This window comes from Flavobacterium faecale (genome assembly GCF_003076455.1).
Lineage (GTDB): Bacteria > Bacteroidota > Bacteroidia > Flavobacteriales > Flavobacteriaceae > Flavobacterium > Flavobacterium faecale.
The window spans coordinates 978,454-998,777 of the sequence record NZ_CP020918.1 but is presented as its reverse complement, the minus strand read 5'-3'; the positions used below and the strand labels follow the sequence as shown (position 1 = coordinate 998,777).

Genomic DNA, 20,324 nt, shown 5'->3' with positions numbered 1-20,324 from the left:
GAGCTGTTGGATTGGTTAAAATTATCTGCATAGCAAAGATATTTAGTTACTATTACTGCGACCCCCCAGCTGCTGCTCGTTTGCAACGAATACCTACTTTCAATAAACCAACAATCCTAGCGTTTACAGCGCGGATATTGTAAAAAGAAGAAGTTTATATTATTAGTCAGTACTAATTTGTACTTCATCTGAAAATATTTTTGTGTGAGAAGGTATTGCGTTAAAAACGCTAAAATTTTTTTTCAAAATTAAAATTGACACTCGACGCAGTCAAGCGCCAGTTGAGACCTTCGTTTCAATATTTTGACAAAAAGGGTGTAAAATAAAAATATTGTACATAACTTTGTACAATATACGTAAATTATGGTAGTCACAAATATTTCAGATTTCAGAAAGGATATCAAATCTTACTTTGATAGAGTAGCAATAAACTTTGAAACTCTAATTATAAATCGTGGGAAAGATTCGGGGATTGTTGTTATTTCACTTGAAGAATATAACTCGCTTATGGCAACAAATTATGAGTTATCAAGCAGAATGAACGAACGAAGGTTAGATGCTGCAATTGATAAATTTAAGAATGGAAACACAATTTCTAAAGACTTAATTGAAGACTAAATGAAATATGTATTTGTTGATGAATCTTGGGAAGATTATTTGTATTGGCAAAAAATAGACAAGAAGAAAGTAAAAAAAATAAATGATCTGCTCAAAGATATTTCCAGAAATCCTTTTGAGGGAATTGGAAAACCAGAAACTTTGAAACACAAATATGCTGGATTTTGGTCGAGAAGAATTGATGATGAACATAGATTAATTTATAGATTTATCAATGATGAAATTCAAATTTTGAAATGTAGACACCATTACGATTAACTGTACTACACCTTCTGCTTGTTTGCAGAAAGCACCTATTTTATTTTACCACAAGTCTTAATTTCTGTAACACGTTTATTTACGGCATTTATTTCTTTAGGGAAATGGAATCTCAATCCTCACAATGCAATCCAAAATTTTAAACGAAAACGCCCAATAATTCCCCAAAACCAGCATTAGGGATAAGAGCAATTGTTTGAGCTCTTAATGTGCAGTGCCGGCGCTTTTCGGGAGCCCGCCCGAAGCGAATGCCTAAAAAGCAAGCGTTTTTAGAAGTCAAAATTATTTTCGGGATATTTGTAGATGTTTTGATCTGTTTTGCTTTGCAAATGGCTTTAAAGTTGTGTTAAGGGTTGCGCATTGATCCTGCAAAAGGTTTTACTTTGTTAAAATAGAATCAAAACGCTGGTTCGAAAGCCAAGTAGGTTAGGCGAGTAGTTATTCTTCTGGATCAATAATTAAACCATCAATTGCAGTATTTGCAACGCATATCATTATAAAATTTGAATTACAGTACTATGGAAATCAAAAATATTTATACCCAACAACTTGAGTTTTTCAATTCGAACCAAACCAAAGAAGTCAGCTTCCGAATTGAGCAATTGCAAAAAATAAAATCTGTCCTCATAGCGCACGAAGACGAAATGTACACCGCCATCTACGAAGACTTTGGGAAATCAAAATTTGATACCTATTCGGCTGAGTTTTCGTTGTTGTACCATGAAATTAACATCTTTATTAAAAATATCAAAAGTTGGAGCAAGCGCAGGCGAGTAGCCACAGGAATGGCAAATTTTCCGGCCAAATCCTATATCATTCCCGAACCGCTTGGCGTTACCTTGGTGATCGGTGCTTGGAATTATCCGTACCAATTATCGCTGTTACCGGCAATCACGGCCATTGCAGCTGGGAATACGGTCATGATCAAGCCTAGCGAACTCCCGTCGCGCACGGCTGCAGTGATGGCTAAAATAATAAACGAAAATTTTCCTTCGAAATTTTTATACGTAGTCGAAGGTGGCGTCGAAACCACCACAGAATTGTTAAACCACCGATTTGATAAAATATTTTTTACGGGTAGTATTCCCGTAGGACGCATTATATACCAAGCGGCTGCAAAACTGCTCACACCCGTAACACTTGAGCTAGGAGGGAAGAGTCCGACTTTTGTTCTGGCGGATGCTGATTTGAAAACGACCGCAAAAAGGATCGTTTGGGCCAAGTTCTTTAACGCAGGTCAAACCTGTGTAGCACCCGATTACATTTTGGTTGAAAAGAAAATCGAAGAGGAATTTTTAAAAACCCTTGCCGCCACGATAACCGAATTCTATGACTTAAAGAATGGTCTCACCGAAAATTATGTGCAGATTGTAAACGACAAAAACTTTGATCGTTTAGCCAAATTAATCGATCGTGAAAAATTGTATTTTGGTGGCGAAATGGATGCAGCCAAACGACTTATTCATCCAACAATTCTACAAAACGTCAATTTCGAAGACCCAGTGATGGAAGATGAAATTTTTGGGCCAATTTTGCCAGTGCTTTCTTTTACAAATCTCGATCAAGCCATTGCAGCTGTCAAAGACCGTCCGAAGCCGTTATCTTGCTATATTTATGGCAAAGACCGAACCCAGATTGACAAAATTTTAAGCGAAGTTTCGTTTGGAGGTGGGGCCGTAAACGATAGTATCATGCATTTGTCCAACAGCAATATGCCTTTTGGAGGTGTGGGTTTCAGCGGCATGGGTAGTTATCATGGCAAGTATGGCTTTGATGCCTTTTCGCATTATAAAAGTATTTTGGACAAGCCCACTTGGTTGGAGCCAAATGTCAAATATGCACCTTATACCGATTTTAAATTGAAGCTTATCAAGTGGATGTTGGGTTAAAACGAAACTAGAATTTTATCAATATTTGTTTTATATTAAAAAAAAGAAGAACCAAGAATTACAAACGACTGGGATGCACTACCAGATTTGCTGGAAAAAGTAAAAAAGTAAGGCATTGCTTTCTTGAAGGCTATAGAGCAAAGGTCTATTTCGGTTGATCCAGAAAAAGTACGTTCTACCTTGAAAGCGTTGGACTTGGCGGGGAAGAAACCTTAGACTTGTTCAATCAAAAATTTGAGAAAAACAACATCAAAGAACACCAAAAAAACAAGCGTCATTCGATCAAAAAAGCATTTTAGCAACACTATTGTTGTCTTGAACAGTTTTGTCTCTTCACGCCTTTAAAAACAGTGCTAATTCTTGGCTCGTACTAAAACAGTAGAAACTATTTGAAATCAGAAAATAAAAATCCCCCTTATTGACCATCAATAAGGGGGATTTTTGCACTCTGAATTAATAAAATAAAATACGTAGTATATTTTAATTTGCGTCGATAAAGCCTACTACTTCATACGCTCTTGTACCGTTATCTTGGATTTTTTCGTATAATATATTTCCGTATTCATAATAGCTTTGACCGTCGATTGTAACTTTCTCATAATCGGATGGAAGTTCATAAATTACCGTCCCTATTTCTGGATTAACCACTTCATAATCAGATCCGCTTTGAATATAAAACATTCCTTGAGATTGAAAATAAATGCGGTTTTGAAATTGGATTCGGTTATAGTTTTGTGGCAAAACAGCTATTCTAAAACCTACTTTGGGCATAATGTTTACGTAGTGACCCTGTGAGTAGGAGTAGTATTTGTTATTGGAATAATAGTAATTTTGACCGTTATATTTAATAGTTGATTTGTTGGATAGGGTGCGCACAGTAGCTACTTTACTTTTAGGTGTTTTGTACGTTACTTTTGAGGCTGGTACACGTTGGATAGACACTTTTTTAGACACTACCTTTTTTGAATTTTTGTTCTGTGCGTTTACTGTAGTAATTCCGGTTAAGGTACAAATGGCAAGTATTGCAAATGTTTTATAAATAGTTTTCATATTGTTTATGTTTTTAATGTTAGTATTTGTAATCATTGAGGTAAAGGTATAAGCAAAGCAGTGTTTAAAAAACTCAAATAGACGATGTCGCTTTTTGTATCTACAAACAGGAGGATTACATAGATTAAATGTTTTTGTTCGAAAATAACACAGCCTGCTAAAAGGTTTAAAGGCCCATTTTGATGAAATTTGCGAATAAATTGTTGAAATATAATTTTCTGTTAAAGGGCTTTATCGAAAGTAAAATATTGATTAGGTTAGCAAAAATGCTGTTTTTTGAGAATTCGAATGCTAAACATTGCAGAATTCTCAATAGGAAGAAGGTCGGTTTTCGACTTTAAATAGTTTCAATTATATTTATTATGAAGAATACGTTAGGTATTAGTATGTTTTGTTTGGTTGTTTTGAGTGGGTGCAACAACCTGAAATCCGTTGCCGATAAGCAACAAGTAAATGTCGCAGCCGTTAAGGTTCCCAATTTTCAAAACAGAGGCCATGAGTTGGTTTACAATATGGTGCAAAAAGTGGGTAACTACAATAAGTTGCAACAAAAAAAGGATGTTGTGTACACTTATACGTATCAAACAGCAGACGGTAAAAAAGATGTTTCAACAGAGAAATATATTTTTAACGGCGAATTATCATACGGACACATGCAACAACACGAGCGCACATTGCCTGATCTTGCAGGTACCATTGAGCAAGGGTACGATGGATCAGACTATTGGATCAAGCACAATGGTGTTGTTTTGACCGATCCTGCTATTGTAAAAAGAGCTATTTTCAGTCGTGCCACCAATTTTTATTGGTTTGCTATGATGCAAAAAGTATTAGATCCAGGAATCAATTATGAATACCTAGGTGATAAAGCAATCAATGGCAACGATTATAGTGTGGTCAAAATTACTTTCGATTCAAAAGACAATAAGCCAAAAGATATTTACCAATTGTACATCAATAGGTCTACAAATTTAGTAGATCAATTTTTGTTTACGGTTGTCGATTTTGGTAAAACAGATCCTTTACTAATGAAATTGGAATACGAAGAGGTGGACGGTATATTGATTCCGACCAAACGAAAATACAAAGGTTCGAATTGGGAGGCTATAGAAACTAATGATCCATGGATTTTGGTCAATTGGACAAATATTAAATTTGGTAATCAACTATCCAAAGCAGACTTTACTAAATAAGGCACAAAAAAAACCTCCAAACATACTTTGGAGGTTTTTTTATATAGGGTAGACGATTGATTTATAGTGATTCAATCAAAATCCAGGCATCTGGATTGTCTTTATCATTAATTACTTTTTTCGCTTTTTCTGCTTCCGAAAAAGTTTTGTAGCTACCGTAAATTACTGGATACAAATTGCTTTTGTTCAACGGAATCCTTTTCGCATCAAAACCTGCGTTTAGTAATTTTTTCAGAATTTTGTTGGCATTGTTTTCGTCTCTAAACGCTCCTGCCATAACATGGTAGGACATTTTTACTACTTCGGGTTTATTTTCTTTTATCGAAAGAGTTACTGCAGGCAGCGGGTTTTTGATAAAAAATGTAGCTTCTTGAATTTTTGATTCTACTTGTTTTTGAACCGCTTTTTCAACCAAAGTTTGTTGCGTATTCATCTCATTTTGATACATAGGATAAGCAATTGTACCGGCCAATCCCAATCCAAGAACAAAGATAGCGGCATACTTCAAGTACGAACGACTATTTGTTGTTTCTGGCTCAAAAACGATTACTTCTTTTTCTTCAACAGGTTCAATATGCGCTTCAATTTCTCTCGTAATTGCTGGAGAAATGAATGAAGAAAGTCCAAAAGCACTTGTCAAGAAGTTGTTTTGCTCCAAAGGTTTGAAAACTAGACTACCTTCACTGTTCAATTGGATTGAACCAATTTCGTCAAGAATGATTTTTCCATTTTGCTCCAAATTGTTTTTCCAATTCAAAACAGCATGCTGAATCGCACTCACCGCGTAGCTATACGATGTTTTCTCTGCATTGGCAATATGGTTTGCTAGTAAGCCATCATTTGTTCGAATGTTGGTATTAAAAGAAACTGATTTTTTTGGTGGAGAAAACGAATGACTTTCCTCAATCCACTGAGCAGATTGAATTTCGGTCAAAAAAGCACCAAAACCAGGAACGGTAACGCACTGGTAACGGTATAAAAGCTGGGCGATGTAAAGTTCGATATTCATATTGGCAAAGTTAAGTAATGAAAATAGTTATCAAAATTTTATTCACAATTTTTATTAACAAATACCATAAAATTTTTATACTTTTCAGCCACAATTCATTAGCATGACAGAACAAGAATTATTTTACCTATTGGCACTGCAAAGAGTAGACGGTGTTGGCGATATTATGGCCAAAAAGCTCCTTGCCAACTACGGCACTGCCGAAGAAGTTTTCAAAACTAAGCCCCAACAACTTGCTTCAATTGATGGAGTAGGGACTGCGTTGCTCAAAAATATGCAAGATAAAACGGTTTTTGAAAAAGCCACCAAAGAAATGCAGTTTATTGAAACCAATGGCATCAAAACACATTATTTTCAGGATGCTAATTACCCAGACCGATTGAAACATTGTTTTGATGGTCCTGTACTGCTTTTTAGTTCTGGAAACATTGATTGGAACAACCGCAAATTAATTAGTATTGTAGGTACGAGACAAATTACCTCGTATGGAACCGAATTTTGCAGAAAATTGATCGAAGATTTAGCGCCGCTTAACCCTGTAATTGTGAGTGGTTTTGCTTATGGTGTTGATATTGTAGCCCACCAATTGGCAATGGAGTACAATTTGCAAACTATTGGTGTTGTTGCCCATGGACTCAACCAAATTTATCCTAAACCGCATAAAAAGTATGTTGCAAGGATGGAAGAAAACGGTGGTTTTATGAGTGAATTTTGGAGTACCACCAATCCTGATAAAGAGAATTTTGTACGTCGCAACCGTATTGTCGCAGGTATGACCGAAGCGACCATTGTAATAGAATCTGCAGATCGCGGCGGATCATTGATTACCGCCAACATGGCAAACGATTATAACAGAGATGTTTTTGCTGTACCAGGTCGTGTAACCGATAAGTACAGTCAGGGCTGTAATAATTTGATCAAATCTCAAAAAGCTCACGTGCTCACCTCTGCAGCCGATTTGATTTATATTCTAAATTGGGATATTCAGGCCATGGCAAAACCGGTTCAAAAACAGCTTTTTGTAGAATTAGAGCCTGACGAACAAAAAATATACGATTATCTTCTAAAAACCGGTAAAGAATTAATGGACATTATAGCCTTAGAATGTGAATTTCCGATTTATAGAATTTCCGGTTTGTTGCTCAATATGGAACTCAAAGGGGTGATTAGACCTTTGCCAGGCAAATTATTTGAGGCGATTTAAGTAATCGAAATTGGTGACTTTGCCTCATTAAAGCCAAATTTTATTAATGCGACAAATTTCGTGTATGTATCTTTTTAGGTGGGTAATGGTGTCTTGGTAATTAGGAGAATCATAACCAAAACGATCGTGCTCCATTTGTTCTTTTTCCAGAGCAGAGCAGCCTTTTACCACTTCTTTGATCATGTCGAGTAAGATCAATTCTTTGTTATTTGATTTTTCGAATTTAAAATCAACCAATTCATCCTCAAGACTTTCGCAATACTCCAAAAGTGCTCGAACTTCTGGTTCATCCAGAAGTTCAGTAGCATTTTTAAATATTTCGGTTTTATTTATCATTATTCCAAATTCACCCTTTTGGGGTTAGGGGGACTATACGTCATCATAATCAATATAAATCGTCTGTGATGTTGGGTGCGCTTGACAAGTTAAGATCAAACCATCTGCGATTTCTTTATCAGATAAAATAGAGTTTTTAGACATTTCGGCAGTTCCAACTGTTACTCTCGCAAGGCAACTACTGCATATTCCACCTTGGCAAGAATAGGGAGCATCGATTCCTTTTTTCAATGCCGCTTCCAAAATGGTTTGCTTTTGTGACATTTCAAAACTAGTTTCTTCATCATCTACCAAAACGGTAATTTTAGAATGACCGCTAAGTGATTCTTTAATTTCGATCTCTTGTGATGATGAGGTGAAAAGTTCAAAATGTATAGCCGATTCACTTACGTTTTTCTCTTTCAAAACCGCACAAGCAGTGTTTATCATCTCCTCTGGTCCGCACAAAAAGAATTGATCAAATTCAATTTCTTTGTGTTTGGTATTCAATACATAATTAATCACCGATTTGTCTACACGCCCAAACTGTGCGTTGTCCACATTTATTTGACTATATACATTGTCTACTATAAAACGGCTTACGTATTGCAAATGCAAATCGTGTAATTCTTGCTGAAATATAGTTTCTTCAGGTGATTTATTTCCGTAAACCAATACAAATGAGCTTTTTGGCTCGCTTTTCAATACCGATTTTATGATCGAAATCACAGGTGTTATTCCACTACCAGATGCAAAAGCGATGTAATTTTTTTGAGCATCAGCGCTAGGTTCCAATATAAATTTACCTTCTGGTTTGCCTACTTCGATCACGTCACCGGCTTTAAGTTGATTGTTTGCAAATTGCGAAAACACACCTTCTTTTACTGCTTTTACTGCAATGCGTAACTCACCACTTTCTGGTGAAGAACAAATTGAGTAGGCTCTACGAATTTCTTTTCCGTCTAGCGTTAATTTTAGGTTCACATATTGACCAGCCACAAAACGGTATTCTGCTTTTAATTCTTCGGGTACATTAAAAAGAATCGAAACTGCATTGGCCGTTTCACGCTTTACTTCTTTTATAATTAATTTTAAAAATGAAGACATAGATTTTAATTTTTTACAAATATAGTAAAGTGAATAGTTTTCTTAAATCAAAGTTTTTGAAACTTTACACACATAAGAATGTTATGTATAAGAATCTTATGTATATTTGTACGAACAGAAAAAGTAGTTATGAAGAATTCACAATTATACAAAGGCAGTCTTACTACCATCATAATGAAGTTGCTAGAGGAAAACGGAAAGATGTATGGATATGAGATTACGCAAAAGGTAAAAGCAATTACTGCCGGCGAACTCAATATCACCGAAGGTGCCTTGTATCCTGCGCTTCATAAGTTGGAAGGAGAGGGAATATTGGAGGTCGAAATTAAAAAAGTGGATAATCGAATGCGTAAATATTATAAACTTACCGAAGTTGGAACCCAAGAAACCGTAAACCGATTGGCCGAATTAGAAGATTTTATTCGAAATATGCAATCACTTGTAAACCTAAAGCCCAATTTAGAATTTTAAAATACTTTACAATGACATTATCCAAACAACAAATTGAGCAAATTGATGCGATTTTAGTTTTAAACGGTCTTCCTTTTGAGGATTTAAAAATGGAGCTAACAGACCATATAGCGACGGAGATCGAAATAGAAATGGACGAAAATTGACAATCATTCGATGAAAATCTGAAAAATGTATTCTCAAGATGGGAAGATATGTTACGACCAAAAAGCTCGTGGTTGTTAAAGCTAAACCTTTCGATACCCAAAATAGCTTTGCAAAAGTGTGTTCGTTTAAACAAAAGACTGTTTTTAATAGCTATAAGTTGCGGCTTAATCATGGCTCTATTTGCTGTGAAAATTAAAATTGGTGATTCAATAGCAATGCTTTCGACCATGAACTTAGTTTTGCAAAGTTTTTGTGCAGTAATTTTACTACTGCTTTTCTACATTAAATTTCAAATTAAAAAAACTAAAACAGTTTCGACCTACAGCTTTATTTTTAATTTAACGAGTTTTTATCAGATCATAAATTTGACCCTTATGATTATCGGGATTTATAGTTTTAAAAAAGTAAGTTCAATTGCTGATGCTCAAATTCTATTCTATTTTTATCCAGTTACATTTTTTACTATGACCTGTTTGTACATAAATATGGGTTTTCAACACCTAAAGTTTGTGAAGCAAACACGCGAATTGTCTCAGATGAATTTAAAATAAACCTTTACAGTTTTAATTCTCATCAATAAAGTTCTGTTTTAACTTCATTAACTATTTTACAATGACATTATCCAAACAACAAATTGAAAAATTGTTTTTGTTTACTCGTACACATTATGTAGAGTGGCATGATTTGCAAATAGAATTAGTAGATCATCTTGCACACGCTATTGAAAAAAATTGGGAAGTAAATGCTACACTAAGTTTTGACGAAGTACTCGAAATAGAATTTAAAAAATTTGGCGTTTTCGGCTTTTCTGACGTGATAGAAAGTAGAAAGAAAGTGATGATTCAAAAATACTATCACATGCTGTGGACTAGTTTTAAGGAGGTTTTCTTTGGCCGAAGAATATTGCTGGCGATTATTCTCATTATATTGTTATTTACGATTGCTAAGAAGGTCTGGTTTGGATCTTGGTTTTTTTTGCTTTTGTATTTAACAGTTACTTGCTCATGGATGTATGTATTGTTTTCGAATAGTATAATGTTAAAACGAACCAAAGAAAGTGGAAAAAGAAGATGGCTTCTGGAAGAAATTTTCATCCAAAATGGTTATATAAATTCTGTTCATATTCTCTCAATCAATGTAATAATTTCAATAAACAATCATTTTGATTTCTTAATCGAAAATGATTTTTACTTATTTGGATTAAGTCCATTTTAGTTGCCTATTGCTTTTTAGGTTATTGCAGTCTGTTTTTTATCCCTTCGAGAACAGAAAAATATTTAATAAAAACCTATCCAGAATATCAATATTATAAAGACAATCCTGCCGTATCCTAAAATTTTTATAATCATCAATATTCTGAAAACCCCAAAATTCTTACTAGCACAAAAAGTGATTTTAGCGCTTTAAATTTCTATATATCAAAAAGAAGCGTATTTTTACCAGTCATTATACTAAAAAAGTATTTTAGAAGTTAAATGATAAAAAATACATTCAATTGAAAACCAATATAGTTAATTCTTCTATTTCGCTAGGACTTGTTATTTTTTTGGGAGCATGTTCTACCAAAAGAGATAGCTTTTTGTCTAGAAATTCACATGCCTTGAGTACCAAATACAATATTTTGTACAACGGACAAATTGGTCTTGACAAAGGCGTAGCAGGAATCAATGCAAATGATCAAGATAACTTTTGGAAACTTTTGCCTATCGAAAAAATGCAGTTCAATGAAGATCTGGTAGGTGACAAAAAACAAAAAAATACCGATTTTGATGTTGCCGAAACCAAAGCTACAAAGGCAATTCAAAAACATTCGATGAATATTGACGGTACCGAAAGAAATTTTCAAACCGATGAAGCTTATTTACTTCTAGGGAAAGCGCGCTACTACGATCAGCGTTTTATTCCTGCCCTGGATGCCTTCAATTACATTTTGTACAAATATCCAAGTAGTAGTCGTATTTACGAAGCTAAAATTTGGCGTGAAAAAACCAACATGCGCTTAGGCAATGATGCTGTGGTGGTAGACAATATGAAACGATTGTTGGGAGGAGAAAAACTCAAAAAACAAATTAAATCAGACGCGAATGCTTTACTGTCTGAAGCCTATTTGAACTTGGAAGAAAAAGATAGTGCGGTAACAAAATTGGTTTTGGCAGAGAAATTTTCGACAAAAAACAAACAAAAAGCGCGCTACCGTTTTATTCTTGGGCAACTTTATGAAGAATTAAATAGCCCTGAGAAAGCCTTAGAAAGTTATGAATCAATAATCGAAATGAACCGTAAAGCAGAACGCAAGTACGTGATTCAGGCGCAAGCAAAAAAAGCACAACTTTTTGATTTTAAAAACGGTGATACCCTACAATTTGTTGAAACATTTAATAAATTACTAAAAGATCGCGAAAACCGTCCTTTTCTAGATGTGTTAAATCATCAATTCGGACTTTTTTACGACAAGCAAAATAATGATGCTAAGGCAAAGAAATATTACAATGCCTCATTAAAAAGCACGAAAGGTGATGAGTATTTGGTGGCTTCAAATTATAGAAACATTGCCAACAGATACTTTAGAGATGCCAAATATCCTATAGCAGCTAAGTATTATGATAGTACGTTAACGAAGTTAAATGACAAAACTCGAGAATTTATTCACCTGTCCAAAGTGCGTAAAAATCTTGATGAAGTGATCTTGAACGAAGCTGTGGCAGTCAAAAACGATAGTATTATTAAGGTGATCGATATGTCGGGTCCAGAGCGTATTGCCTATTATGAGAACTATATCACAGAGCTAAAAAAGCAAGACGAGAAAAAAAGAATTTTACTCGAAAAGCAGTTGCAAATTCAAAAGAACATTGAAAATAACAGCAAAGCAACCAATAATGATGACGCTGTTGCAAACCCAAATACCGGAATTGCAAAGCCCAACATGGCTATTTTGCCACCTTCAATTGGAGCAAGTAGTTCGCAATCGCCTTTGTTTTATTTTTATAATCCCACTACCGTGGCCTTTGGAAAAGTTCAGTTCAAAAAAAATTGGGGCGCTCGAACTCCAGGTGTCAACTGGAGGATGGTTTCTGGAGCTTCTGCTGCTGTAGCCAACTCAAATGCAAATGATCAACAGGATGATGCTGCAAAAGCTAAGGCAGAAGCAGACGAAAATCCAGCGTATGCTACCGATTTTTATATCAACCAGATTCCCACAGACCCAAAAGAAAGAGACAGTCTCAACAAAGAACGCAACTTTGCTTACTATCAATTGGGTGTGATTTATAAAGAAAAATTTAAAGAATACAATTTGGCTTCGAATAAACTGGAGCAATTGCTACGTCAGCAACCAGAAGAGAAAATAGTATTGCCGGCGCTGTATAATTTGTACAAAATTTATCAAATAACAGACAGTTCTAGAGCTTTAGAAGTGAAAAAAGCCATTGTGTCTCAGTTTCCGGATTCTAGGTATGCACAAATCATTAGCAATTCAAAAATTCAAGAAGCCAAAGATTCTCCTGAGGGTGTGTACGACCAAACGTATGCCTTGTATGATGAAGAAAAATTTGATGAGGTACTCACCAAAACCGATTTGTTGATTAACCAATATGCTGGAGACGAAATTGTATCAAAATTTGAGTTACTACGCGCCAATGCAATTGGAAAAGCGCAAGGTTTGGTGCCGTACAAAAAAGCAATTCAGTATGTTGCGGATAATTATCCAAATACAGAGGAAGGCAAAAAAGCAATGAGTATTTTGAAGACTCAAATACCGGCATTGGAGAATATGAACTTTAGTGCGGCACCTTCAAAAAGTTGGAAAATTATTTATAAAATTGAAAATTTTGACGATGCCAAAGTAAAAAGCATGGAAGCCAAAATGAAGAAGTTTATTGATGAAGAACAGCAGCATCAATTGAGTTTTCGAATCGAAAATTATAAAACAAATCAACGCTTTTTTGTAGTTCAAGGAGCAACTTCAGAGGTATACGCCAATAGTATCACAACGCTATTGAAACAAAATAAGAGTTATAAAATTGAAGACAGTCCGCTAATTGTGTCTACTGAAAATTATAGTGTTATTCAAATTAAAAAGAATTTGGAGGCATACGAAGCACTAAAAAAACAATAATATATGTTTGATAAAAAATCAAAATCCTTTTCGGATGCTTTAGGGAAAACCAACAGAATTGTCGAAGGAACGATCATCAAAGGAGACATTATCTCTGAGGCCGATTTTCGGTTAGATGGTTCGCTTGAAGGCAATTTTGAATCTACAGGAAAGCTCGTAATTGGTCCAACCGGAAAAGTTATAGGAGATGTAATTTGCAATAGTGCCGATATCGAAGGATCGTTTCATGGAAAAATTGAAGTGATAGAAATTCTGAATGTCAAATCCAAAGCAAGTATTCATGGTGAAGTAAGTGTTGGAAAACTAGCGGTGGAGCCAGGCGCAGATTTCAGTGCAACTTGCGTCATGAAAGATCAAGCTGCAATAAGTATGATTACAGATGGAAAAGAAACCTCAAAAAAGTAATTCGACCAAGTGGTTGGCGCTCATAAACATTCCGATTCAAATGGGAGTGATTATTTTTTTGTTCTCCTATTTGGGGTCTTGGTTAGACGATAATTACCCGAGCTCTAAGGTATATTACAGCAAGATATTGGTAATGGTAGGCGTAGTTTTGGCCTTGTACAATGTCATTAGACAAGTCAACGAAATAAATAAAGAGAAATAATTGCCAAGGTAATTTTCAGGTAAAGAACAATATTTATTTTATGATGCTACAAAAATACAAATCGGTCATCGATTTGCTTAAAATTTCGGGATTGGTTTATATTTTACATCAATTCCTTTTTTTTATTTTAAAAATTAATCAAGGAACATTTCAGTACAGTTTAACGGTTTTATACTTGTTTTTTGTGGGATATTCAGTCCTGCTTTTTATGATTTTATTAAGAGTAAAAGTAGAAAGTTTTGACAACGTAGGTATGAGTTTTCTTTTGGGTACAAGTATCAAAATTCTTCCGTGTTACCTGCTCGCAAAGCCGATTATAAATTGTGCTTCATGCAGTAACACAACAGAGAGGATTAATTTTTTTGGTCTCTTTGTTGTTTTTCTAGTCATAGAGACGGTGCTAACTATTAGATTATTAAATAAAAAGGATTAAAAATGAATAATTGTTAAAGGTATTTTAAAAAATATTTTTGTTATGCTTTTGAGTATTAATAAAAAATGTACCTTTGCACCAAATTTTAGAAACGTAAATATAACATATTTTTGTAATTATGGTGATTTTAAACAGGCCGCTTAGATTAGTAGTAACAACATTTCTAGCATGTCTTCCCTTAGTGAGTTTCGCAAATCAAGAGATTGATTCTGCAAAAGTTAATGTAGAGAACGCTCATGCGGTAGTAGCTGAAGCACATCATGAGGGCGGTCACGCTGAACCGACGGATGTAAAGTCTAAAATTAAAGCTTTTGTGGGTCACCACGTTTTAGATTCTCACGATTTTTCGTTCACACAAGATGATGAAACTGGAGAACATTGGAGTTTGCCTTTGCCAGTAATTTTATTGGATGAAGGTTTACACGTATTTTCTTCTGCAAAATTTCACCACGGTAAAGAAGTAGCAGAATCTGATGGAAAATATTATGTTGTCAATCATCATGATGGTAAAATCTACAGAACAGACGCTGCGGGAACTATTACTGAAAATGAAGAAACTGGTTTTCCTTCAAACTTTCGTCCAATCGACTTTTCGATCACAAAAACAGTAGTTTCAATCATTGGAGCAGCATTATTGATGTTTTTCTTGTTTACAAGTTTGGCTAGATCGTATGCTAAAAATAAAGGAATTGCTTCTGGACCAGGACGTATTTTTGAGCCAATTGTATTGTATGTACGTGATGAGATCGCGATACCAAACATTGGAGAGAAAAAATACAAAAACTACATGAGTTATTTATTGACCATATTTTTCTTTGTATTGTTCTTAAATATTTTTGGATTGACACCACTAGGGATCAATGCAACGGGTAACTTAACAATTACATTTTCATTAGCGTTTTTAACGTTCTTGATTACCAACTTAACAGCTAACAAAAACTATTGGGGTCACATTTTCTGGATGCCAGGTGTACCAAAATTAATGCGTATCATCTTAGCGCCAATTGAGTTGTTAGGGATATTTATTAAACCATTCTCTTTAATGATACGTTTGTATGCCAACATTTTTGCTGGACATATTGTATTGATGAGTATCATTGGTTTGATGTTTATTTTCAAAAGTTGGATCGGAAGTAGTTTGTCATTCGGATTGTCATTCTTACTTTCTATTCTTGAAATTTTAGTTGCCTTTTTACAAGCATATATCTTCACGATGTTATCTGCACTTTACTTCGGTTCAGCGGTAGAAGAGCATCACCATGAAGAAGCGCACTAGATTGCAGATTTGTGATTCTAGATTTGGAGTGCAGTTGTATTCAAAAATCAAAAATCGTTTGTCTTAAATCGTTAATCAATTTGAATGTTTAATTTTTAATATATATATCATGGAAATTCCACAAATTATTGGAGCTGGGTTAATCGTTATTGGAGCAGGTTTAGGTATTGGTAAAATTGGTAGTTCAGCAATGGACGCTATTGCTCGTCAACCAGAAGCTTCAGGAAAGATCCAAACAGCTATGCTTATCGCAGCTGCACTTATTGAGGGTATTGGTTTTGCTGCGTTGTTCGCATCATAATTAAAACAGAAAAAACAATAGTTGCAACGGTTGGTTGTAACTATTGTTTTTAAAATTAAAACATTATACATTGCAGTTTGCAATTTGTTACAAAATAAAAAGATAAAATTTATACTTATATACAATGGAAAAGTTAATAAATCAGTTTGAGTTTGGTTTGTTTTTTTGGCAAATACTAATATTTGTTGGATTAATACTTTTGTTAAAAAAATTCGCGTGGAAACCAATTCTTGATGCAGTTAATGATAGAGAAGAAGGAATTAAAAATGCTTTACTTTCTGCTGAGAATGCAAGACAAGAAATGCAAAATTTACAGGCTGATAACCAACGTATATTGCAAGAAGCAAGAGCTGAGCGTGACAACATGCTAAAAGAAGCTCGCGAAATGAAAGAAAAAATGGTAGCAGATGCAAAAACTGAAGCACAAGAGCAAGGTCAAAAAATGATCGAGCAAGCTAAAGCAGCTATCAACAGTGAAAAAAATGCAGCTATGGCAGAATTGAAATTACAAGTTTCAACCTTATCATTGAGTATCGCTGAAAAATTATTGAAAGAAGAATTGTCTAACAAAGACGCTCAAACAAAATTGATTGAGAAAATGTTAGGTGACGTTAAGATAAACTAATCATTATGGCAAGTACAAGAGCAGCAATTCGTTATGCAAAAGCAATTCTAGACTTAGCAAACTCAAAAGGTAGAGCCAATGTTGTGAATCAAGACATGCAAACGATAGCAACAACAGTTGGTGGAAATGCAGAATTGAATTCATTTATTCAAAACCCTACTATCAATGTTGAGGTTAAAGAATCAGTACTTTTGGAAGTTTTTGCAACTGCAAATGGAGTAACCAAAGGTTTGTTTCATTTGTTATTCGAAAACAAAAGGTTTGAAATATTGGAAGGCATTGCACAACAATATAGTCTTTTGTTTGATGAAGAATCTGGAGTTGAGGTAGCACATGTTACTACTGCAATTCCTATGGACGCAGCATTAGAGGCTACAGTTTTGGCTAAGATTGCAACGCTTTCGAACAAAAAAATTACAATTAAGAGTATTGTAGATCCTGCTATTCTTGGAGGATTTATTTTGAGAATAGGTGACCAACAGTATAATGCTTCGGTTGCAAACAGATTACAAGTATTAAAAAGAGAATTAAGTAACTAGTTTTATTGCACATTTAAGTGTCTAAATTATAAATTAAGATGGCGGAAATCAAACCTGCTGAAATTTCAGCAATATTAAGAAAGCAAGTAGAAGGTTTTGAATCTGGCGCAACGCTAGAGGAAGTAGGAACCGTACTTCAAGTTGGAGATGGTATTGCTCGTATTTACGGGCTTTCAAATGTTCAATACGGTGAGTTAGTTGAATTTGAAAATGGCCTTGAGGCTATTGTATTGAATCTTGAAGAAGATAACGTTGGTGTGGTACTTTTAGGACCATCAACTGGTATCAAAGAAGGTTCAGTAGCAAAAAGAACACAACGTATCGCTTCTCTTAAAGTAGGAGAACAAATGGTAGGACGTGTAGTAAACACACTTGGTTTTCCTATTGATGGAAAAGGACCAATCGGTGGAGACTTATACGAAATGCCTTTGGAAAGAAAAGCTCCTGGAGTTATCTTCCGTCAACCAGTTACTGAGCCATTACAAACAGGTGTAAAAGCAGTTGATGCTATGATCCCAGTAGGTAGAGGTCAACGTGAGTTGGTTATTGGTGACCGTCAAACAGGTAAATCAACTGTTTGTATTGACACTATCTTAAATCAAAAAGAATTTTACGAAGCAGGAAAACCTGTATTTTGTATCTACGTAGCTATCGGACAAAAAGCTTCTACTGTAGCAGGAATTGCTAAAATGTTGGAAGAAAAAGGTGCTATGGCGTATACAGTGATCGTTGCAGCAAATGCATCTGATCCTGCTCCAATGCAAGTTTATGCTCCTTTTGCAGGTGCTGCAATTGGTGAGTACTTTAGAGATTCTGGTCGTCCAGCTTTGATTGTTTATGATGATTTATCTAAACAAGCTGTTGCTTACCGTGAGGTATCTCTTTTGTTAAGAAGACCTCCAGGACGTGAGGCATATCCAGGTGACGTTTTCTTCTTGCACTCTCGTTTATTAGAGCGCGCTTGTAAAGTAATCGCTGATGATGGAATTGCAAAAAACATGAACGACTTACCAGATTCATTAAAAGGTATCGTTAAAGGTGGTGGTTCATTAACTGCGCTACCAATTATCGAAACACAAGCTGGTGACGTTTCTGCATATATCCCAACAAACGTAATTTCGATTACAGATGGTCAAATTTTCCTTGATGGAGATTTGTTTAACTCTGGGGTTCGTCCAGCAATTAACGTAGGTATCTCGGTATCTCGTGTTGGAGGAAATGCACAAATTAAATCAATGAAAAAAGTATCAGGTACTTTAAAACTAGATCAAGCACAGTTCCGTGAATTGGAAGCTTTTGCTAAATTTGGTTCTGATCTTGATGCAGTTACATTGAACGTAATTGAAAAAGGTAGAAGAAACGTTGAGATCTTGAAACAAGGTTTGAATGATCCTTATACTGTTGAAGACCAAGTAGCAATTATCTACGCTGGTTCTAAAAACTTATTGAGAAATGTTCCTGTAAATAAAGTTAGAGAATTTGAAAAAGACTTTTTGTCTTTCTTGAATGCTAAACACAGAGCAACTTTGGATGCTTTGAAAGCAGGGAAATTAACAGACGAAATTACAGATGTAATTGAAGCAGTAGCTAAAGAAGTTTCAGCAAAATATAATTAATCCCCACCCATCCTCCCCAAAAGGGAGGGGTAATTGGAGAACGAAAGTAATATTAATATAAGACAGATGCCCTCAATTAGTCTCCCTCCCCTTCGGGGAGGGTTGGGGAGGGGAAAAAATGGCAAATTTAAAGGAAATCCGTAATAGAATTACTTCCATTTCATCAACGATGCAAATTACATCGGCTATGAAAATGGTTTCTGCAGCAAAACTAAAGAAAGCACAAGATGCAATCACGGCTATGCGCCCTTATGCCGAAAAATTAACGGAGTTGTTACAAAATCTTTCTGCTACACTTGAAGGTGATGCAGGTGGAGAATTTACTACGCAACGCGAGATTAAAAAAGTATTAGTTGTAGCGATATCTTCAAATAGAGGTTTATGTGGTGCTTTTAATACTAACGTAATCAAAGCGTCAAAAAGTAGAGTTGATTTTTACGCTGGTAAACAGGTAGATTTTTTCGCTATTGGTAAAAAAGGAAATGATGTTTTGAGTAAAACAGTTTCGGTTGTCGAAAATCATAGTAGTGTTTATGATGCGCTAACTTTTGATAACGTGGCTGCCATTGCAGATGTATTAACTGAAAAGTTTGTTGATGGTGAGTATGATAAAATTGAATTGATTTATAATCAATTTAAAAATGCAGCAACTCAAATCGTTCAAATTGAACAGTTTTTACCATTAGCTCCAATCAAATCTGATTTGAATGTAACTCCTTCTGATTATATTTTTGAGCCTTCTAAAGAGGAGATTGTGTTGACTTTGATACCAAAGTCGTTAAAAACACAATTGTACAAAGGAATACGTGATTCTTTCGCTTCAGAGCATGGTGCGCGTATGACTGCAATGCACAAGGCAACAGATAATGCAACAGATTTAAGAAATCAATTAAAATTAACATATAACAAAGCACGTCAAGCTGCTATTACAAACGAAATCTTAGAGATCGTAGGTGGAGCAGAGGCTTTGAATGGTTAAAAAAAATTTTTTTTTAAGAATATATAAAGAGTCTCGCAATGCGGGACTCTTTTTTTTGTTAGTTTTATTTTTTATTTTAAAATTTTATATTGTGCTAGTTATAAGAGAACTTTCAACCCTTACTGAGATGGTTTCCGAATTGGAAATGATCCGTCATTTGTATCCCGCTTTCACTTTCGAAAAATATAAATCCTTTCTGCAAGAGATGGTGCCGCATAACTACAAGCAATTGGGTGTGTACGAAAATGATGTCTGCATTGGTCTTACCGGTTTTTGGACAGGTTATAAATTGTGGGCTGGAAAATATATTGAGATTGACAATTTTGTAGTAGACCCTAGTCATCGTGCTAAGGGTATTGGTAAAATGATGACCGACTATATCCATGATTTGGCGGTAGCTGCAGGTTGCACGATGATCACGCTAGACGCTTATTCAAACAATTTTACAGCACATCGTTTTTATTACAACCAAGGTTTTGAGCCTAAGGGTTTCCATTTTATAAAAATATTAGATGAAAATGGTGTCTCATAGCAATGTGATTTTAGGAACGTTGAAGTTGTATACTTAGTGGG

22 protein-coding genes are annotated in these 20,324 nt (G+C 35.0%); 18 read left to right on the top strand and 4 right to left on the bottom strand.

Translation table 11 applies throughout. The features are described from left to right. The first annotated feature begins 363 nt into the window (after nucleotides 1-363). From FFWV33_RS04380 to FFWV33_RS04370, 3 genes are all read left to right on the top strand, one after another. Nucleotides 364-618 carry a type II toxin-antitoxin system Phd/YefM family antitoxin gene (locus FFWV33_RS04380; protein ID WP_108739788.1) on the top strand — a complete coding sequence of 85 codons (255 nt, stop codon included), beginning with the start codon at nucleotides 364-366 and terminating at the stop codon, nucleotides 616-618. Next, on the top strand, nucleotides 619-876 hold the full coding sequence (locus FFWV33_RS04375) for a Txe/YoeB family addiction module toxin (RefSeq protein ID WP_108739787.1): 258 nt from the start codon (nucleotides 619-621) through the stop codon (nucleotides 874-876). A gap of 518 nt (nucleotides 877-1,394) precedes the next feature. After that, entirely contained in the window at nucleotides 1,395-2,765 is a 1,371-nt protein-coding gene (locus FFWV33_RS04370) for an aldehyde dehydrogenase (protein ID WP_108739786.1), read from the top strand. Between the two features lie 480 nt (nucleotides 2,766-3,245). On the opposite strand, the gene FFWV33_RS04365 is transcribed toward FFWV33_RS04370, so the two are convergent. Next, the gene (locus FFWV33_RS04365; protein WP_108742450.1) at nucleotides 3,246-3,815 is read right to left on the bottom strand and encodes a DUF6515 family protein; all 570 of its coding nucleotides are present in this window, start codon (nucleotides 3,813-3,815) and stop codon (nucleotides 3,246-3,248) included. 362 nt (nucleotides 3,816-4,177) lie between these two features. On the opposite strand from FFWV33_RS04365, the gene FFWV33_RS04360 reads away from it, so the two are divergent. Next, nucleotides 4,178-5,008, top strand: a complete 831-nt coding sequence (locus FFWV33_RS04360) for a DUF6503 family protein (protein WP_211316285.1) — start codon at nucleotides 4,178-4,180, stop codon at nucleotides 5,006-5,008. 61 nt (nucleotides 5,009-5,069) lie between these two features. Here FFWV33_RS04360 and FFWV33_RS04355 read toward each other — a convergent pair whose 3' ends face one another. Then, nucleotides 5,070-6,017, bottom strand: a complete 948-nt coding sequence (locus FFWV33_RS04355; RefSeq protein ID WP_108739785.1) for an HU domain-containing protein — start codon at nucleotides 6,015-6,017, stop codon at nucleotides 5,070-5,072. Between the two features lie 103 nt (nucleotides 6,018-6,120). On the opposite strand from FFWV33_RS04355, the gene dprA reads away from it, so the two are divergent. Then, nucleotides 6,121-7,221, top strand: a complete 1,101-nt coding sequence (gene dprA / locus FFWV33_RS04350) for a DNA-processing protein DprA (protein WP_108739784.1) — start codon at nucleotides 6,121-6,123, stop codon at nucleotides 7,219-7,221. Nucleotides 7,222-7,248: 27 nt separating this feature from the next. On the opposite strand, the gene FFWV33_RS04345 is transcribed toward dprA, so the two are convergent. After that, complete coding sequence (locus FFWV33_RS04345; protein ID WP_108739783.1) at nucleotides 7,249-7,557, bottom strand: hypothetical protein; 309 nt, start codon at nucleotides 7,555-7,557, stop codon at nucleotides 7,249-7,251. A gap of 33 nt (nucleotides 7,558-7,590) precedes the next feature. Next, nucleotides 7,591-8,643, bottom strand: coding sequence for a ferredoxin--NADP reductase (locus tag FFWV33_RS04340; RefSeq protein WP_108739782.1), 1,053 nt, complete (start codon nucleotides 8,641-8,643; stop codon nucleotides 7,591-7,593). Nucleotides 8,644-8,772: 129 nt separating this feature from the next. Here FFWV33_RS04340 and FFWV33_RS04335 point away from each other — a divergent pair, with 129 nt between their 5' ends. The 13 genes from FFWV33_RS04335 (at nucleotide 8,773) to FFWV33_RS04270 (ending at nucleotide 20,283) form a co-directional block, all read left to right on the top strand. Further along, nucleotides 8,773-9,114 carry a PadR family transcriptional regulator gene (locus tag FFWV33_RS04335; protein ID WP_108739781.1) on the top strand — a complete coding sequence of 114 codons (342 nt, stop codon included), beginning with the start codon at nucleotides 8,773-8,775 and terminating at the stop codon, nucleotides 9,112-9,114. A gap of 11 nt (nucleotides 9,115-9,125) precedes the next feature. Beyond that, nucleotides 9,126-9,260: a hypothetical protein gene (locus tag FFWV33_RS19650; RefSeq protein ID WP_281261792.1), complete on the top strand. Its 135-nt coding sequence runs from the start codon at nucleotides 9,126-9,128 to the stop codon at nucleotides 9,258-9,260. Nucleotides 9,261-9,873: 613 nt separating this feature from the next. After that, nucleotides 9,874-10,476 (top strand): hypothetical protein, encoded by a 603-nt coding sequence (locus FFWV33_RS04325; protein WP_108739779.1) that lies wholly within the window; start codon nucleotides 9,874-9,876, stop codon nucleotides 10,474-10,476. Nucleotides 10,477-10,756: 280 nt separating this feature from the next. Continuing rightward, nucleotides 10,757-13,375, top strand: a complete 2,619-nt coding sequence (gene porW / locus FFWV33_RS04320) for a type IX secretion system periplasmic lipoprotein PorW/SprE (RefSeq protein ID WP_108739778.1) — start codon at nucleotides 10,757-10,759, stop codon at nucleotides 13,373-13,375. A 3-nt stretch (nucleotides 13,376-13,378) separates the two neighbouring features. Next, the gene (locus FFWV33_RS04315) at nucleotides 13,379-13,780 is read left to right on the top strand and encodes a bactofilin family protein (RefSeq protein ID WP_108739777.1); all 402 of its coding nucleotides are present in this window, start codon (nucleotides 13,379-13,381) and stop codon (nucleotides 13,778-13,780) included. After that, nucleotides 13,755-13,982 carry an AtpZ/AtpI family protein gene (locus FFWV33_RS04310; protein ID WP_108739776.1) on the top strand — a complete coding sequence of 76 codons (228 nt, stop codon included), beginning with the start codon at nucleotides 13,755-13,757 and terminating at the stop codon, nucleotides 13,980-13,982. The genes FFWV33_RS04315 and FFWV33_RS04310 overlap by 26 nt, the downstream gene beginning before the upstream one ends. A gap of 551 nt (nucleotides 13,983-14,533) precedes the next feature. Then, complete coding sequence (atpB, locus tag FFWV33_RS04300; RefSeq protein WP_108739774.1) at nucleotides 14,534-15,691, top strand: F0F1 ATP synthase subunit A; 1,158 nt, start codon at nucleotides 14,534-14,536, stop codon at nucleotides 15,689-15,691. 109 nt (nucleotides 15,692-15,800) lie between these two features. Further along, the gene (atpE, locus tag FFWV33_RS04295) at nucleotides 15,801-15,992 is read left to right on the top strand and encodes an ATP synthase F0 subunit C (RefSeq protein WP_170111537.1); all 192 of its coding nucleotides are present in this window, start codon (nucleotides 15,801-15,803) and stop codon (nucleotides 15,990-15,992) included. A gap of 124 nt (nucleotides 15,993-16,116) precedes the next feature. After that, the gene (locus tag FFWV33_RS04290; protein WP_108739772.1) at nucleotides 16,117-16,617 is read left to right on the top strand and encodes a F0F1 ATP synthase subunit B; all 501 of its coding nucleotides are present in this window, start codon (nucleotides 16,117-16,119) and stop codon (nucleotides 16,615-16,617) included. Between the two features lie 5 nt (nucleotides 16,618-16,622). After that, entirely contained in the window at nucleotides 16,623-17,156 is a 534-nt protein-coding gene (gene atpH, locus FFWV33_RS04285) for an ATP synthase F1 subunit delta (RefSeq protein ID WP_108739771.1), read from the top strand. Nucleotides 17,157-17,194: 38 nt separating this feature from the next. After that, nucleotides 17,195-18,772, top strand: coding sequence for a F0F1 ATP synthase subunit alpha (gene atpA / locus FFWV33_RS04280; RefSeq protein WP_108739770.1), 1,578 nt, complete (start codon nucleotides 17,195-17,197; stop codon nucleotides 18,770-18,772). 118 nt (nucleotides 18,773-18,890) lie between these two features. Next, entirely contained in the window at nucleotides 18,891-19,751 is an 861-nt protein-coding gene (gene atpG, locus FFWV33_RS04275; RefSeq protein WP_108739769.1) for an ATP synthase F1 subunit gamma, read from the top strand. A 91-nt stretch (nucleotides 19,752-19,842) separates the two neighbouring features. Further along, on the top strand, nucleotides 19,843-20,283 hold the full coding sequence (locus tag FFWV33_RS04270) for a GNAT family N-acetyltransferase (protein WP_342748669.1): 441 nt from the start codon (nucleotides 19,843-19,845) through the stop codon (nucleotides 20,281-20,283). Nucleotides 20,284-20,324: the final 41 nt, after the last annotated feature.